We start from the raw sequence: 17,115 nt of genomic DNA on the forward strand, positions 1-17,115 counted from the left end.
TACCCTGAATTGATTCATCAAAATCTAAACGAACCATGAAGTCTACAAAGTGGATGATCGAAAATGCTTATTTAAAAAAATATAGAGTTGATTATTTAGATAAGTGAAATTTGACTAATTTATTATAAGTAGGTTATAATATCACTCGAAAGTTAGGGCCCTTAGCTCAACGGCAGAGCAGCGGACTCATAATCCGTTGGTTGTAGGTTCGAATCCTTCAGGGCCCACCAATTTAACTTTAGGATTTTAAGTCACGAAGACTTATGTTTTTATATGTCTTTGTGACTTTTTTGTTTTTGGAGGAGGTGAGAATTTTAATTTTTTTTGTTAATTAAAAAATTATTTAGGGGGTTTGTTGTGAAAAAAATCTTTGCAATCTTTTGTTTTCTTTTTGTTTCTATTTTCTTTGTTTCTTTTGCTTTTGCGGGACCATTCTCAGATGTGCCTGCTAATTCTTGGGCATACAAAGCAGTGCAAGACTTAGCAGCAAAGGGACTGGTTATTGGTTATGGCGATGGTACTTTTAGGGGCGAAAGACTTGCCACCCGTTATGAGATGGCGATGGTAGTTGCAAGAATGCTCGATACTTATGAAAAGGGCCAAAACGCACAGGATCAAAAGATAGACCTTAATTCCAATGACATCGCAACTCTTATGAAGTTAGCCCAAGAGTTTAAGTCAGAGCTTGCATCGCTAAACGTCAGGGTTGTTGCACTTGAGAAAAAAGCTGCTCTTGACACTGTGAACTTCACAGGAGATGCAAGGTTTAGATTTGGGAGCGAGAAGAGAACGTTTTATCCGATGTCCACTCTTGGGACAAATGTATTTATTAATACAGAAGGTCCATCCAGCAATGGATTTATTGTTGGAGATACTTCGTCTGCGATGATAAATCAGGATGAAGGATTGTCTCAGCAAAAGGACAATACATTCATGCAGTATAGAATAAGACTAAACGTTTCTGCTCCAGTAGCAGACAACATATCATTTAATGCAAGGCTTACAATGGAAAAGAACGCAGGAGTTAATTCAGACGGCTCTTCAAATAGCGATCCTTTATATGCATCCCTTACAGGATACAACGATGACAACAATACCTTGTATGTGGAAAGATCTTATATCACATTGACTCTTAACCCATATCCAGTAACGTTTGTTCTTGGCAGGCTTCCTACTATGGATTCAGGAGCTTATTATAACAATCTATTTATGGACACCGGCACAGAGGGTGGTATGGCAATATTCGATCTTAGCAATATGCTCCCTTCTACATCAGTTTCTGCTGCGTGGGTAAAGCTCTTTGATGCGGGTAGTATTACTTCTGCACAAGAAGCAAATGGTTATAAAGACAAAGATATATATGTGTTGAACTTGAAGACAAAGGTCTTTAACAACTTTGACTTAGAGGCAGACTATGGTTATGTAGCCAAGTTTTCATATTTTGGTTCTATAGGACCTACTGTTTCTTCTCTTCCATACGGTATTACAAATGGCGATTCGGGTATTTATGGTAAATATAGTTGGTGGGCGCTAATAGGCAGCTGGACCATGTATAACATAAACATGTGGGCAGGATACAATGGAACATCTACCGATATGCTGAATGGATTTAATACATCATCTAATGGGAATTTTCTCCCACTTTACACTTATACCCCAACAGGCACTCATTCTGTAAATGGCGGTGCATGGAGAATTGGAGCTACTATCCCTCTACCAGTAGGCGCTCTTACAGGAGATTTCTGGTTTGGGAACAACAAGTGGTTTAATCCTTTTAACTTAAATACGATGGCCTCTACAGATTACAAAGACTATTACAACGTTTATTACACGCTACCGGTTGCAAATAATGCTACGCTTACCCTAAACTACGATTACTGGAAGGGCAAAAAACCTTATGCAAATGACTCTTTAAATAGCTACTACTATACCTTTAATCCAGATCAGATCGATAAAGACCAAAGGTATTATATTCAATTAGACGTGAATTTCTAAGAAAACAATATCCCTTCAGAACTAGTTAAGTGATCTGAAGGGATCTTCTTTTTAGATAGTTTCTCAATATAATTGCAAATATAAATAATATTATGCTAAAAACTTGAGAGTGAGTAAGTCCAAAGAAAATTCTTGCTTCATCGCGCAAAAATTCTATTAAAAATCTTGATATCGAATACATTATCAGATATTTTGTAGTCAAATCTCCTGTAAACTTCTCTTTTCCTCTTTGGAAGTAAAGATAAATGAAAAATAAAAAACTCACAAAGGAGTCTATTAACTGAGTGGGGATTCTTCTTCCTGGCACGTGGGCATCGGCAAATACAACTGAAATAGGAGTATTTGCGACAATTCCATAACAGCAACCATTAAGAAAGCAACCAATTCTGCCTATTGCGTATGCAAGGGGTAGAAAAGGAGTTATTAGATCGGTAAGAGAAAGGAAATCGATCTTGTAGTGTCTTGTTAGAAGATAGAACGCTATAGCAAAGCCCACCAGCCCCCCATAAAAAACTAATCCGCCATCCCACAAATAAAAAACGCTAATCAGGTTATTCGCGAAGTCCTGATGATGTTCAATAACATAGTAAATCCTTGCTCCAACTAAAGAGCATAGTATGCTAACCATGCCAATATTTAGAATATTATCTGGGTTAATGTTCTTCTTTTCAGCATCTTTTAAGATAAAAATTGTCGCAATAATTATGCCTAACGCGACCATAAAGCCCCACGAATAGACATTTAATCCGTCAAAGCTAAATAAGATTCTGTGCATTTTACCTCCAGCATTTTAAATTTCTCATATTTTAACTTAATATTTCCGAAAAGATATTAAAGACTCTATTTATTTAAGTGATATGGGTCTTTTTTTATTAAAACATAATTGATATTTATTCAACCGTTGACAATATGTGTATTTGAGTGTTGAATAGTGTCTATGAGTGGGATAAAGTGGGATAAAAAATTATGTTAGGTGGAGAATATCTACATTCTTTAGACTCTAAAGGTAGAGTCACTATTCCTTTTAAGCTTAGAGATGAGATATCTTCAAAGATTATACTGACAAGAGGCTTTGAAAAATGTCTGTATCTTTATCCGGTCAAGTATTGGGAAGAATACGTAGAATATCTCAAAGAGAAATCAAAATCAGATATAAAACTCAGAGATGTTATTCGTTTTCTGTTCTCTGGTGCTTATGACGATCAGTTAGATCGCTCTGGAAGAATCTTGTTACCGCAGTTGTTAAGGGAATACAGCAATATTCAAAAGGAAGTTGTTGTTATTGGTGCGATGGATAGAGTGGAATTGTGGAACCCTGAAGAGTGGGAAGAACAAAAGAAGAAGATTTCAAATTCTGTAAAAAGGTTTATTGATAATGAGTAATTATACAAAAGATATTCATATTCCGGTTCTTTTGGAAGAGGTTTTGGAGAGTTCTAATTTGAATCCGGGCAAGGTGGTAATTGATGGGACTATTGGCGGTGGGAGTCACAGCTTTCACTTCTTAGAAAGAATACTCCCAGGTGGATTTTTATTGGGACTAGACAAAGATACTCAAGCAGTAGAGTTAGCTGGTGAAAAGCTATCATCTGCTTTTGAAAAAAGTTCTTTTTCAGTTTTTAATGATAAATTTGAAAATTTTAATAAATATCTAAATTTTTTGCCCAATGGAAAATTTGATCTGTTTTTTTTGGATCTTGGACTATCGACTATGCAGATTAAAGAATCAAATAGGGGATTTAGCTTTATGAAAGATGAAAAATTAGATATGCGTATGGATACAAGGGGAAAATTGACTGCTTCTGATTGGCTAAACAATGCGAGTGAAGAAGAAATGGAAGAGGTATTTAGAAAGTACGCTGAGGAACCCAAATCAAGAAGATTGGCAAAAATGATATCTTCGAGAAGACGTGAAAGAGCCTTTGAAAGTACAGTTGACTTTGCTGATCTTGTTAAAAAAATTTATCCATATGGGAGGAGGCATCCAGCAACTAGGATTTTTCAGGCGATAAGGATAGTTGTAAATGAGGAAATTGAGAGTTTGGAGTTTACTCTGAGGCATGCTGCAGAGCATATTAATTCTCTTGGACGAATCATAGTTATCTCGTTTCATTCGGGTGAAGACAGAATTGTAAAGTGGACTTTTAGAAATTTGGAAAAAGAGGGAATGGGAAGAGTAATTTCGAAGAGGCCAATTATAGCTTTGGAAGATGAAGTTAAAAGAAATCCATCTGCAAGGAGTGCTAAGATGAGAATATGGGAGGCAAAGTGAAAAGGGATTATGATCTGAGCTTTTCTGAAATAGAGAGTATAAAAAGAGCAAGGAATTTTGAGCTAAAAGATTTCCTTATAAATGTCAAAGGAAATGTTCTAATAGTTTTGTTTTCTTTTTTAGTTTTGCTAGCCTTAATTTATGGTCTTTATCTGAGATCGGACATAATATCAATATCAAATCAAGTGGACAGTATAAAATCATCAATACAAAGATTGGAAACCTTAAAAACACAAAAAACTTTGGAAGAAGCAAGCATTTTTAACGCAAAGGTGATGCAGTCGGTTGCTCTAAAAAAGGGAATGAATCTGCCATCAGAGATAGAATACATTCAAATAAGCCGTTAGATCAATCCCATAATGACTTAATAAATAAAAGGATTGCCTATTTACAAAAATTAATGATTTTTTTATTTTTTGTTGTAATGGCAAAGCAGCTTTATTTTGTGACAATTGATAGACAGAAGTTGATCTCATACGCGCAAGCACAAAGAAATGAAGTAGTTAAAGTATCTAATCCAAGAGGTGAAATTCTTGATAAAGACGGAGTTATATTAGCTTTTTCGATTCCTTCTTATTCTCTTTATATACAGCCAGCTCTTATCAAGAATAATGAAATTAGAAAAGAATTGTATGAAGATCTTTCGAAGATTAAGGGGATGCCTATTGAGAATCTAAAAAAGATTTTTGATAAGAAGGCTCCTTTTACATGGGTATATAGAAAAATGCCAATTGACATGGAAAAGAGTGTTCGAGAGATTTTAACTAAGTTTCCAAATCAAGGGATAGGGCTAATAAAGGAAGAAAAAAGAGTTTATCCATACAAAGACTTAGCTGAGCCTCTTTTGGGTTTTGTGGGTATCGATAACCAGGGGTTGGAAGGCATAGAAAAGTTTTACAATTCTTACTTAGGAAGCATTTCAAAAAAAGAGAACATAGAGTTTGATGCAAGTGGAAGAATAGTAAATATTGATAAGTTAGAAAGTCTTGTCCAGTCCTCGTCTATTAAATTAAAGCTTACTATAGATTCTAAGCTTCAAGGTCTTTCTGAGAGGCTTTTGGATGAATGTGTAAAAAAATATAATGCAACAAGGGGAACTGTAATCGTCGTTAACGTAAAAACTGGCGCTATCTTAACTCTTGCTCAAACCCCAAGAGTAGACCCTGATAAATTTTATGACTTTCCCGAGGAAGACTATAGGATATTTTCACGAGATTTTCTGTATGAGCCAGGTTCCATAATGAAGCCTATAGTTTTTAGTATACTATTGGATAACAAGATAATATCCAAAGACACAACGGTTGATATTGGCAAATATTTGCAGGTTGCAGATGCAAGAATTCATGACGCCGAGGATGGAATGGGTCTATCTGGTCCATCTAGTATAAGGGATATTTTAAGGTATTCTAGCAATATTGGTGCAGGAACACTTGCTTTAAAGGCGCCAAGAAAAGAATATTTTGATTTGTTAAACAAATATCTTTGTGATGATGAAAAATATCTTTTTTCAGAAAATTTTCTAAAGGGTTATGTTCATCTGCCTGACTACAAAGGGCCAGTGGAACAGGCCACATCGGCATTTGGACAGGGCATATCGCTTTCTTTTTTAAACGTAATAGCTTATTATTCTGCTATTGCTAATGGCGGAGAAATTGTACCTTTAAAGATTATTGATGATGATGTTGGCACTCCGGTAAGGTTATTTAGCAAAAGTAATGCTGACTTCATTAGAAGCTGCCTTGTAAGCGTTGTGGACAATGGAACTGGTGAAAATGCTAAGATAAATGGAGTAGAGGTAGCTGGAAAGACTGGAACTGCTCAGAAACCATCAAAACTGGGTGGATATATACCAGGCGAATATGTTGCGTCCTTTGTGGGATTTTTCCCAGCTAATAACCCTGAGTATGTAATCGGTGTTTTAGTTGATAATCCCATTGGTATTCACTGGGGAGGGTCAGTCGCAGCTCCATTATTTAAGGAAATTGCCATTGCTGTAATGTCAATGGGCAAATAATGATTTTATATGTCATTTAGAGGATAAAAATAAAGTTTTTAAGGAGTGATGAATTTGACGGTTAAAGAGCTTTTTAATAAAACAAATATTGTATTGGAAGAATCGGAAAAATATGACTCTGAAGAGTTTTTTAACAGTCAAGTAAATGGAATTAGTTATAATTCTAAAGATATTAAAGATGGGTATTTGTTCTTTGCCATTAAGGGTTCCAGATCTGATGGACATGATTTTGCCGAAGATGCTATAAAAAAAGGTGCAGTTGGGGTAGTTGTTGAAAAAAATATAAGCTGTTCAAATTCCATAAAAGTACACTCTACTTTGCAGGCATTAAGAGAAATATCTCTTGCTTTCTTCGACTATCCTTTTAAAAAGCTATTTTTAGGATCGGTAACAGGAACAAATGGGAAGAGCACTGTTACCTGGATTTTGTCTCATGCTGTAAACAAATTATTGGATAAATCTTTTGCTTTAGGAACATTGGGTTGGATGCATAATGGGAAAATTATAAAGAGAACCAGCAATACTACTCCTGAATCAAAAGATATATGTGAATTTTTAAGTCAAGCAGCGCAATTAAACATGAAGTATGGATTTTTGGAGGTGTCCAGTCATGCTCTAAAGCTTGGTAGGCTATATGGCATAAAGTTTGATGCTGCCTTGTTTACCAATCTGGCTAGAGACCATATGGACTTTCACCCATCGGTTGAAGATTATTTTGAAACCAAAAGCTCTTTGTTCACCCCTGCCTACTTAAAAGAGGATGCTTTTGTTGTAATTAACATTGACGATGTCTACGGCATGAAACTATACGAGAAAGTAAAGGATTTTAGAAAGGTTTCCTTTTCTTTAGACAACAGTAACGCCGATTTTTTTGGAAAATTTGAATCTGTTAATAGCGGCATAAATCTAATGATTGAGGACCAAAAAATTTTTGCTCCTATTTATGGAAAGTTTAATGCTTCCAATTTGCTTGGCGCTTATTCTTTTTTGAGGATGATGGGTATAGAAAAAGAGAAATTAATAAATGTTTTTTCAGATATGATCGCCCCGTATGGCCGATTAGAATGTGTACAGACGAAGCCCTTTAAAATATGGGTAGATTATGCACACACGCCTGATGGTCTGGAAAAGGTTTTGCAATCTTTAAGGGATATGGTCAAAAATAGGATAATTTTAGTTTTTGGAGCAGGCGGAAATAGAGACAAGGGCAAGAGACCTATTATGGGAAGAATAGCAGCCCAATTTTCTGATTATACGATTATTACTTCTGATAACCCTCGTTTTGAAGACCCATTGGTAATTATTGAAGAAGTCAAATCTGGATTTTTGAGCATAAGGGATTCGAATTTTGAAGTGCTTTCTGACAGAAGAGTTGCTATAAAGAGAGCTATTGAAATTGCAAGAGATGGGGACGCAATTATAATTGCAGGAAAAGGTCATGAAGACTATCAGGAGATAAATGGTGTAAAATATCCTTTTTCAGATAAAGAAGTGGTGAAGGAATTATTAAAGAATTAAAATTATCAAAATTTAATTCTAATTTAAGTAAGTTAACCATAAGGAGGTTGGAAATTTAACATTTTGAGTGATAATAAAAATTTAAATGAATTTAATAGTGGTCAGATATCAAATTCTGAGGGATCTATCAATTTGAGTTTTGTAGTATCTTTGACGCCCTGTGAAATTGAAAGAATTGGTCCCATGGAATTTGAGAGGATTTCAGTAGATTCAAGGGACATTAAGGGAAAAGAACTTTTTGTTGCTATTAAGGGCAAAAATTTTGATGGGCACAATTTTATTAAAAGTGCGATAGAAAGAGGAGCCTCTGGGGTAATTTCTGAATTGAGCTTTGCAGAGATTTCAGGCTTTTTAGGAGACTTGGTTTTTGAAACTGATTTTTCTTTTGTAAGAGTGCCAAACACTTTGGTTGCTATGCATGATATTGCAAGAGGATTTAGACAAAGAATAGAAAAGGTTATAGGTATTACTGGAAGCATAGGGAAAACAACTACCAAAGAAATTTTGAAAACTATCTTTAAAAAATATCATCCAATATCAACTTTTAGAAATTTCAACAACGAAATCGGCTTGCCGTTAACTTTATTTGAAGCAAGGAAAAATGAAAAGTTTGGCATGCTTGAAATGGCTATGAGGGCAAATGGGGAAATTTCACAGCTTTGTTCTATCGCCTTGCCTGATATTGGTATTATTACACGAATTGCAGAATCTCATATTGGTCTTCTTGGCTCAATGGAAAATATTGCAAGGGCAAAGGGAGAAATTCTCGATTTTGTAGAAACTGCTTTTTTAAATTCTGATTGTGAGTATAGCAGAAAGATTTTTGGAGCAATGCTGGCAAATAAAAGAGAAAAACCAAAAGAAGTCATCTGGTTTGGCAATGGCGGTGATCTGTATATTAAATTCTATGAAGTTTCCATAAATGGTTCAAAACTTGATATATCTGGTAGATTTGGAAACTTTGTATTAAGTGCACCAAACATTTTTCTCCCCCAATTTGAGCCTATTATGGCATCACTGGCAGTTGCAAGATTTTTAGGTTTGACATGGGAGGAAATAAATGAAAATTTGCAAAGTTATTCCTCGGTAAAAGGAAGATTTTCGATTAAAAAATTAAAAGAGCAAATTGTTATTGACGACTCTTACAATGCTACCAGTACATCCTTCTTAAAAGGCTTGGATACAATTAAAGGTTTAAACTTTGGCGAAAAGAGAAAGATATTTGTTTTTGGAGATATTTTAGAAGCAGGAGAGAAATCTTTAGATTTGCACAAAATGGTTATAAAAAAGATAGAAGAACTGGATCCCTATCTAACATACTTTGTTGGGACAGAATTTGTAAAATCAATTGATTATGGGTCTAAATTGAGATTTAAGAATATGGATATTGATAGTGTTAAAGAGGATCTAATTAAAATAATGGACAAAGGCGACCTTGTTTATGTCAAGGGTTCAAATTCTACGAAAACATGGAAGGTTCTGGAGCTGTGGGATTAGAAATATTAATTCTATCTTCAACAGACTAATTTTTATTGCATAAATGGAGGTTTGTTTTATAAATGATTGAGCTTTTTCTTAGCTTTTTTATAGGAATCTTTGCCTTTTCTATATGGGAGAGGCACTTTGGCAAGTTTTTCGGTCAAAAGATAAGAGAAGAGGGGCCTGAGGCGCACAAGATAAAAACTGGAACCCCTACTGCTGCGGGGATATTTTTTATTCTTATCTTAGCTTTGTTTTTGCCATTTTTAGATTCAAGGACTTTTATAATTTTTCTTATTTCGCTCCCATTTTTTATAATCGGCTTTGTGGACGATTTGCTTTCCATAAAAAAGGGGAAAAATGAAGGTCTTAAACCGCGCCAAAAGATGACTTTGATACTAATTTTTTCTCTTATTGCGGTATTCTTTCTTGCATTCTTTCTTAATTCGCAAATTTTTACAAGATTTCAAGTGTCTCCGACGATCCAGTTTTATATTCCTGGCCTAATCTTGTGGCCATTTTTGATTTTTGTAATAAGTGGTTCTACCAATGCAGTAAATTTGACTGATGGACTTGATGGTCTTGCGACTTTGTGTGCCTTATCTACACTTTTTGGCTATCTATTTTTTTCGTATGTTGATGGAGATGTGCCGCTAATGTTGATGCTTCTTACTTTCATCGGTATTTTGCTCTCTTTCTTGTGGTTTAATGCTAATCCAGCAAAGATATTTATGGGCGATGTTGGTTCGATTGGTATTGGCGCATTTTTGGCAATACTCGCAATTTTTACAAACAGAATTGTTTTTTTTATCATATCTGCTCTGCCCTTTATAGTTGAGACTCTCTCTGTGATAATTCAAGTTGCTTACTACAAAAAAACAAAACAAAGGATATTCAAAATGAGCCCGCTTCATCATCATTTTGAATTATCAAATGTAAAGGAGACGCATATTTCTATGAGATTTTTTATTTTTTCTTTACTCTTTACGCTTCTCGCAGTGAGTTTACAAATATGTTGTTAAACTGGGAAAAGGTATTTGAAAAAATCAAAGTTCCTGAAAAAGTTGTTATAGTTGGTTATGGCAAGAGCGGCTATGGTATTGCAAAACTTCTTAAGAATGAATTAAAAAAAGTTGATATAGTAGTTACAGATAAAAGTAATCTAAAATTTCCAGAAGTAAAAGAGATAAACTATCTCTTGGGCGAACACAGTCCGAAGATATTGGATAACACTTCATGGATTATAAAAAGTCCTGGAGTTCCTCTTAATTTGGATTTTTTTAAATTTGCTAAGGAAAAAAGGATTCCAATAATTGGCGACTTAGACTTAGCTTTTGGGCTTTTGCCAGAAGGAATAAATACAATAGGCGTAACAGGGACCAACGGGAAAACCACAGTTACCGAATGGATAGGATTTGGTTTCAACATCGCAAATATGCCTTATTATGTTGCTGGAAATGTAGGTACGCCTCTATCCGAAATTATTTATAACATAACTCCTGGTTCGAACTTGGTGCTTGAATTAAGTTCATATCAGATTGAGAATTCAATTTTTTTAAAGCCAAAAATTGCAATGATTACAAATCTAACTCCAGATCATATAGATAGATATAAAAATATTAAAAATTATTTTAATTCTAAAATTCACTTATTCGAAAATCAAGAAATAGGATATTCTATTTACAATAAAGACGACCCTTATTTGGAAAAACACATTAAAAATTTAAAATTCAAAACAAAACTTTTAAGCATTTCTAAAGGAAAAGATTTTTCAATAGCCGGAATTATTAATAATGAAATTGTTGTGAAAGACGGTTCTGATTTAGTCAAAATTATTAAATTATCTGATATCTCTTTAAAAGGAGATCACAATAATGAAAATGCTCTTTTTGTGGCTAGCTCGCTTTATCTCTCTTCAGTAAAGCCAAGATATATAGAAAAGACTTTGTCTGCATTTTCAGGAGTTGAGCACAGACAAGAAAAATTCTACTCTGATAAAGGTGTTGAGTGGATTAACGATTCAAAGTCAACAAATCCTGAATCTACAGTTGTAGCCCTTAAGACGTGGGGAATGAATAAAAATCTAATTTTAATTCTTGGCGGAAGAGACAAGAATACTTCTTTGGTTGACCTTGTAAACTTAGCAGATAGAACATGTAAGGCGGTTGTTTTATTTGGGGAGGCAAAGGATAGATTTCTTGAACATTTCAAAAATATTTCAAATGTTTTTGTTTTAGACTGTTTTGATGATGTGATAGCTAAATCTTTTGAACTAGCTCAACCGAATAGTGTAGTTCTTTTCTCCCCTGCGTGCGCGAGCTTTGATATGTTTGCTAATTTTGAAGAAAGAGGGAGGATTTTTAAAGCAAAGGTTATGGAAAAAATTAAAAGAGATGAATTAATAAATAAAGAATGAAAGATAAAAAATTTTTACTGCTTTTTACTTTTTTATTAAGCGTAACTGGAACTCTTTTTACTGCAAGTTCAGCTGCCCAGCTGGGGATACAGCTTTATTCCGATCCTTTAAGTTTTTTTAAGCATGCTCTTATATACTTTTTCATCGGATGGTCTATATTTTTTATTATAATTAAGCTTCCATCAAGCCATGTTAAGAAATACATAGATCCATTGTTCTATTTAAGTTTATTTCTTCTAATCGTCACTCTAATACCAGGCATATCTCATAAAATAAATGGAGCTAGAAGGTGGATTAACCTTATCTTTATATCTTTTCAGACTTCAGAGTTAATAAAATTAACTTTAGGTCTAAAAATTTCAAAGGCTGCAGCCTTTTTTCTAGCTTTAAAAAGCAACATATCAGGCTTTATTATACAGATATCTATATATCTAATTCCAATAAGTATTTTAATTGCAATGCAGCCAGATTATGGTTCGATGGCTTTAATAGTTACTACTGTCTTTTTATTTTTGTTATATATGGGGATTAATTTTCGATTTTGGCTAAGTATAACTACTGTTGTTTTTGTGATTCTTATAATTGGCGCTCTCCTTGCCCCTTACAGATTGCAGAGGATAACCTCTAATCTTAACCCATGGGCACATATGCAAACAACTGGTTATCAGATTGTCCAGGCCCTTTATGGAATTGGCGATGGCGGTTTTGTAGGGCAGGGTCTGGGAAGTGGTAAGCAAAAATTGGGTTATCTGCCAGAAGCACATACTGACTTTGTTTATTCTGTTTTTTCAGAAGAGCTTGGCATGGTTGGCGGAGCAACATTTTTATTTATTTTTTTGGACATTGTTTTTTTGCTTTATAAAATGGCTAAAAAGGTTACCGACCCATTTGACAAATCTTTCATTCTTTGGACCGCAACAATATTGGGACTACAAGGCTTTTTAAACGTTTTTATGGTTTTGAACATTATACCTGTAATTGGGGTTCCTCTTCCATTTCTTAGCTATGGAGGAACGTCTGAGATAATAAATCTAACAATGATAGCTCTTTGTTATAGGTTTTATTCTGATTTGCCAAGGGGCCTGCAATGAATATTCTGATTGTTACATCTGGCACTGGTGGACATTTTTATCCTGCCCTCTGTGTAGCAGAGAGGATTAAGCAACTGCATCCTGATTCAAGAATATCCTTCTGGTCTCAGGGAATTCTTCTTAAAAACTTAAATCTTGAGGGGATTGAAAAGAAAGGTATTCCATCATATCCTTTTGTTGGAATGTCAAAAATTGCTCAAGTTTTTTCTATTATAAAAACCATACTTTTGTCTTTGAAACTTGTTCCTGAAATACAAAAGCTAAAACCTGATTGCTTGGTTTCATTTGGTGGGCACACTAGCGTAGCTCCATGTATTTCAGCATACTTGTTGGGAATACCCATTCTATCTCATGAGCAAAACTTTAGATTAGGTTTAACAAACAATCTTATTTCTCATTTTGCTAAGGCCATCATGGTATCTTTTCCAGAATTTGATGAAAGGCTACCGAAAGATAAGGTATTTTTCACTGGGCTTCCAATTAGAGATGATATTGGAGAGGTTAGCGTGGAAGAGGCCGAAAGAGAGCTGGGATTGAAAAAATTAGAAAGGACAATATTGTGTTTTGGAGGTAGCCAAGGTGCTGAAGCAATAAATAATGTTTTGTGGCCTTTGTTGGAAAGGCTGGACGAAAGATATCTTGTAATTCATATTTCAGGCGAACAATCTTTGCCAGAGTTAAAAAACTTAAGATGTAAATATGTAAATTTCAAGTATTTTAAAAAAATGTCTCTATTATATGCTCTTTCAGATTTGGTTATTTCGAGAAGTGGCGCATCTACGGTATTTGAAATAATTAAGACAGGTAAAGAGGCTATTTTAATACCATATCCAGGTGCAATGTCGCATCAAAAACACAATGCCTTTTTCTTAGAAAAGATTGGAATCGGGAAAGTTGTATTCCAAAATGCACTTTCTGAAAACTTACTATATAATATGATTAGAGAGGCTTTTGAAACAGATAATAAAAACATTAATATTAATATTAATGAACTTTTAATGCTTCAAAAGATAGACGCAACAAAAAATATTGTTGATCTTGTTGAAAAAATTATAGAAAGGAAGATGATAACTTCTTAATGGAAAACATTATGAAAAATTTGAAAAATGTCTTTTTTATTGGTATTGGCGGTACTGGCATGAGCGCTTTGGCTTTTTTTCTTCTTGAAGATGGGAAGGTTATTTCTGGATCTGATAAAAAAGAATCCAGGTCTCTTTTAAAATTAAAACAAAAGGGTGTAAATATATATGTTGGTCACGATCCTGACAACATAGCTGATGACGTTGACGTTGTGGTATATTCTGGAGCAATACCAGCTGACAATTGCGAGCTCTTAAGTGCAAAAAAAAGAAATATTCCAGTTCTTTCAAGGGCTCAGATGTTATCTAAGATAATTGAACAAAAGTTTTCTATTGCTGTTGCTGGAACTCACGGAAAAACAACTACAACCTCAATGATTAGTAAGATGCTTAATGATGCAGGACTTGATCCGTCCTTTTTAATTGGAGGAGAGTTAAACGATTACGGTGCTAACGCAAGACATGGAAGTGGACCGTATATAGTTATAGAAGCTGACGAAAGTGATGGTTCATTTTTAAATTACAAGCCTAATATTGCAGTTATTACAAATATTGATTTCGATCATCCAAGCTTCTTCAATGACTTACAGATGGTAGAAGATTATTTTGAGAGGTTTATGCAAGGCATTAACGAAGATGGAAAATTGGTAATTTGTGGCGATCATCATGTAGCAAGAATTGTCTCGGAAAAGATTACTGATAAAGAAAAGATATTTTATGGATTTGGCGATAACAATAACGTACAGTGTAAAAATGTTATTTTAAGTGGTTTTGGCAGCTATTATGATCTGTATATTGATGGGGAGAAAATTGGGGAAATAACGTTAAACGTTCCTGGGATTCATAATGTGCTAAATTCGCTTGCAGCTTTTAGTGTGGCAAAATTAATTGGTCTTGATTTTGTTTCTGCGTTTGATTCTATAGCGACATTTTCAGGTGTAAGGAGGAGGTTTGAATTAAAATGTAACAATCCATACATTATAGATGACTATGCTCATCACCCTGAAGAGATAAACACTGTCCTACAGACTGCAAGGAACATTTTTAAGGATAAAAATTTAGTTCTTATTTTTCAACCGCATAGATTTTCGAGAACTGAGAAATTTTTGGACGATTTTTGCAACATCTTAACTAAGGCTGATGTTTTGTTACTTTTTGACGTTTTTGCTGCTGGAGAAAAGACTTTAAACCCTGATATGGGGAATCTTTTATTCAAACTGTGTAAAAAGAAAATGAATGGCAATGCATTTTTCGTTTCTCGTGATCTGATTTACGAAATTATACCAAAAATTCATAATAATAATAATGTGTATTTGTTTATGGGTGCTGGCGATATTACAAAAATTTGTGATAAAATAGCGTCTAATTTTTCAAATACTGAAAAAGAACAAAGAAAACAAATAAGTGATCAGAATACTTCAGAACTTTCAACTTAAAAGTCTTACAACTTTTGGTACTGGTGGCATAGGGAGAATGGTGTATCTTGTGAAAAGCTTTGATCTGCCTAATGTCTTAGGAGAAATTGATAAGTTCATAGTGTTAGGCAATGGTTCCAATATAGTTTTTTCTGATGAATATTTTCCGACAAGTATTTTATATGTTGTCCCATTGAGCGCGAACGACGGGATTAGTTTTGCTTCTGGGCTTCTTGAAGTTGATGCAAACGTGTCATCAAGTGCTCTTGCGTGGTGGTGTGCAAGAGAGGGAATAGAAGGTTTTGAATTTGCAGCAGGGATCCCAGGAAGGGTTGGAGCTTCTATTGTAGGGAATGCTGGTTGCTTCGGATCTGATTTTTCAAGCAAGTTAAAAAATATATTTGCATATGATTGCATTAATAAAAATTTTTGTGAAATTAACGCAAAAGATATACAATTTTCTTATAGAAAAAGCTCTATTAAGGATAAGGTTATTTTAAAAGCTTATTTTGAAACAACTCTTGATAATCCGGATAATATTTATAAAAAAACGATGGATCTCTTATGCAAAAAGAAGTTCACCCAACCTTTGGGGATTAGAACCTTTGGCAGCGTTTTCAAGAATCCTCAGGGCAATTCTGCCGGAAGATTGCTTGATAGTTTGGGTTTTAAAGGATACAGATGTGGCGGAATTAAGGTATCCAACAAGCACGCTAATTTTTTGGAAAATATCGGAGGCAATTCGTCAGACGCTGTGAAATTAATAAAATTAATGCAGACCAAAGTTTTAGAAAATTTAAATATCTTGTTAGAGCCTGAAATCAAATTTTTAGGAAATTTTAAGGAGTTGCCAATGTCATCAGGGAATATTTTATGAAAATTTTAATTTTATGTGGCGGCACCTCTTCAGAAAGAGAAGTTTCTCTATGGTCGGCAGAAAACGTCTATAAATCCCTAATTGAGACCGACTATGCTGTTGAGATGGTGGATATATCTAAATTTGCCCCTCTTGATCTGTGCAGAAAAATTTTAACAGAAAATTTTGATCTGGTTTTTCCTGTTTTACACGGCAAGCCTGGTGAAGATGGAACTATACAGGGCTTTTTTGATACTATTGGGGTAAAGTATATTGGTTCTGGAGTATTTTCATGTGCTGTAACCATGGACAAATATAGGTGTAAATTGATTTGTAAGTCTTTGGGATTTCCACAGCCAGACTTTGTTTCAATAATGTTAGAAAATGTCGGTGACGCTTTTGAATTTTCAAGTGTGAAGGGGTTTCCTCTAGTTGTAAAGCCAAACTCCCAGGGTTCAAGCGTTGGTGTGTCTATCGTAAACAATGAAAATGAATTGAAAAGTGCCATAGATCTTGCTTTTGGTTATGATCCAATCATATTGGTCGAAGAATTTATAAGCGGCAAGGAGATAACATGCAGCGTTATTGGAAATAAAAATGTGGTTGCCCTACCACTTGTAGAGATATTGCCAAAGACAAAATTTTTCGATTTTGATTCGAAATATAATCCTCTTTTGTGTGATGAGATTGTGCCTGCAAGGGTAGATGATAGTTTAAAAAATCAGTTACAGGATCTTGCAATAAGATCTTATAAGGCTTTTGATTGTAAGTGTTTTGGCAGGGTAGATATGTTTATAGATAAGCTTGAAAATATCTATCTGTCTGAGATAAATACTATTCCAGGATTGACTGCCAACAGTCTGTTTACTAAGGAGGTTAGTGCTGCTGGATACTCATTCCAGGAAATCGTTAAACTTTTGGTCAAGCTGGCGATGGAGGATTAACGTTTTAATTTCTGTTGTTTTTGTTTTGGTTGCGTC

The 17,115-nt window shown here is 34.5% G+C and carries 15 protein-coding genes and 1 tRNA gene; 15 read left to right on the top strand and 1 reads right to left on the bottom strand.

Annotation, left to right across the window (positions count from 1 at the left end; all coding sequences use genetic code 11):
- Positions 1-155: 155 nt before the first annotated feature.
- Together V4762_RS07330 and V4762_RS07335 are read left to right on the top strand one after the other, a co-directional pair.
- Positions 156-230: transfer RNA gene (locus V4762_RS07330), tRNA-Ile, on the top strand.
- A gap of 127 nt (positions 231-357) precedes the next feature.
- Positions 358-1,995 (top strand): DUF3373 family protein, encoded by a 1,638-nt coding sequence (locus V4762_RS07335; protein WP_347315135.1) that lies wholly within the window; start codon positions 358-360, stop codon positions 1,993-1,995.
- Between the two features lie 25 nt (positions 1,996-2,020).
- Here V4762_RS07335 and lgt read toward each other — a convergent pair whose 3' ends face one another.
- On the bottom strand, positions 2,021-2,770 hold the full coding sequence (gene lgt / locus V4762_RS07340; RefSeq protein ID WP_347315136.1) for a prolipoprotein diacylglyceryl transferase: 750 nt from the start codon (positions 2,768-2,770) through the stop codon (positions 2,021-2,023).
- 191 nt (positions 2,771-2,961) lie between these two features.
- Between lgt and mraZ the strand changes: the two genes are divergently transcribed.
- From mraZ to V4762_RS07405, 13 genes are all read left to right on the top strand, one after another.
- On the top strand, positions 2,962-3,378 hold the full coding sequence (mraZ, locus tag V4762_RS07345) for a division/cell wall cluster transcriptional repressor MraZ (protein ID WP_347315137.1): 417 nt from the start codon (positions 2,962-2,964) through the stop codon (positions 3,376-3,378).
- On the top strand, positions 3,371-4,267 hold the full coding sequence (gene rsmH, locus V4762_RS07350; RefSeq protein WP_347315138.1) for a 16S rRNA (cytosine(1402)-N(4))-methyltransferase RsmH: 897 nt from the start codon (positions 3,371-3,373) through the stop codon (positions 4,265-4,267). Before mraZ ends, rsmH begins: the two co-directional genes overlap by 8 nt.
- Positions 4,264-4,614: a hypothetical protein gene (locus tag V4762_RS07355; RefSeq protein ID WP_347315139.1), complete on the top strand. Its 351-nt coding sequence runs from the start codon at positions 4,264-4,266 to the stop codon at positions 4,612-4,614. The genes rsmH and V4762_RS07355 overlap by 4 nt, the downstream gene beginning before the upstream one ends.
- Before the next feature lie 98 nt (positions 4,615-4,712).
- Positions 4,713-6,281 (top strand): peptidoglycan D,D-transpeptidase FtsI family protein, encoded by a 1,569-nt coding sequence (locus V4762_RS07360; protein WP_347315140.1) that lies wholly within the window; start codon positions 4,713-4,715, stop codon positions 6,279-6,281.
- Positions 6,282-6,335: 54 nt separating this feature from the next.
- Complete coding sequence (locus V4762_RS07365) at positions 6,336-7,799, top strand: UDP-N-acetylmuramoyl-L-alanyl-D-glutamate--2,6-diaminopimelate ligase (RefSeq protein WP_347315141.1); 1,464 nt, start codon at positions 6,336-6,338, stop codon at positions 7,797-7,799.
- Positions 7,800-7,862: 63 nt separating this feature from the next.
- Positions 7,863-9,296: a UDP-N-acetylmuramoyl-tripeptide--D-alanyl-D-alanine ligase gene (locus V4762_RS07370; protein ID WP_347315142.1), complete on the top strand. Its 1,434-nt coding sequence runs from the start codon at positions 7,863-7,865 to the stop codon at positions 9,294-9,296.
- Positions 9,297-9,358: 62 nt separating this feature from the next.
- Positions 9,359-10,300 (top strand): phospho-N-acetylmuramoyl-pentapeptide-transferase, encoded by a 942-nt coding sequence (gene mraY, locus V4762_RS07375; protein WP_347315143.1) that lies wholly within the window; start codon positions 9,359-9,361, stop codon positions 10,298-10,300.
- Positions 10,291-11,694, top strand: a complete 1,404-nt coding sequence (gene murD / locus V4762_RS07380; protein WP_347315144.1) for a UDP-N-acetylmuramoyl-L-alanine--D-glutamate ligase — start codon at positions 10,291-10,293, stop codon at positions 11,692-11,694. The genes mraY and murD overlap by 10 nt, the downstream gene beginning before the upstream one ends.
- Positions 11,691-12,785, top strand: coding sequence for an FtsW/RodA/SpoVE family cell cycle protein (locus V4762_RS07385; RefSeq protein WP_347315145.1), 1,095 nt, complete (start codon positions 11,691-11,693; stop codon positions 12,783-12,785). Before murD ends, V4762_RS07385 begins: the two co-directional genes overlap by 4 nt.
- Positions 12,782-13,864 (top strand): UDP-N-acetylglucosamine--N-acetylmuramyl-(pentapeptide) pyrophosphoryl-undecaprenol N-acetylglucosamine transferase, encoded by a 1,083-nt coding sequence (locus V4762_RS07390; RefSeq protein ID WP_347315146.1) that lies wholly within the window; start codon positions 12,782-12,784, stop codon positions 13,862-13,864. The genes V4762_RS07385 and V4762_RS07390 overlap by 4 nt, the downstream gene beginning before the upstream one ends.
- Complete coding sequence (murC, locus tag V4762_RS07395) at positions 13,864-15,300, top strand: UDP-N-acetylmuramate--L-alanine ligase (protein ID WP_347315147.1); 1,437 nt, start codon at positions 13,864-13,866, stop codon at positions 15,298-15,300. The genes V4762_RS07390 and murC overlap by 1 nt, the downstream gene beginning before the upstream one ends.
- Positions 15,269-16,156: a UDP-N-acetylmuramate dehydrogenase gene (gene murB / locus V4762_RS07400; RefSeq protein ID WP_347315148.1), complete on the top strand. Its 888-nt coding sequence runs from the start codon at positions 15,269-15,271 to the stop codon at positions 16,154-16,156. The genes murC and murB overlap by 32 nt, the downstream gene beginning before the upstream one ends.
- Complete coding sequence (locus V4762_RS07405; protein WP_347315149.1) at positions 16,153-17,079, top strand: D-alanine--D-alanine ligase family protein; 927 nt, start codon at positions 16,153-16,155, stop codon at positions 17,077-17,079. Before murB ends, V4762_RS07405 begins: the two co-directional genes overlap by 4 nt.
- Positions 17,080-17,115 lie beyond the last annotated feature (36 nt).

Origin of the sequence: Thermodesulfobium sp. 4217-1 (assembly GCF_039822205.1) — a bacterium.
Classification (GTDB): Bacteria; Thermodesulfobiota; Thermodesulfobiia; order Thermodesulfobiales; family Thermodesulfobiaceae; genus Thermodesulfobium.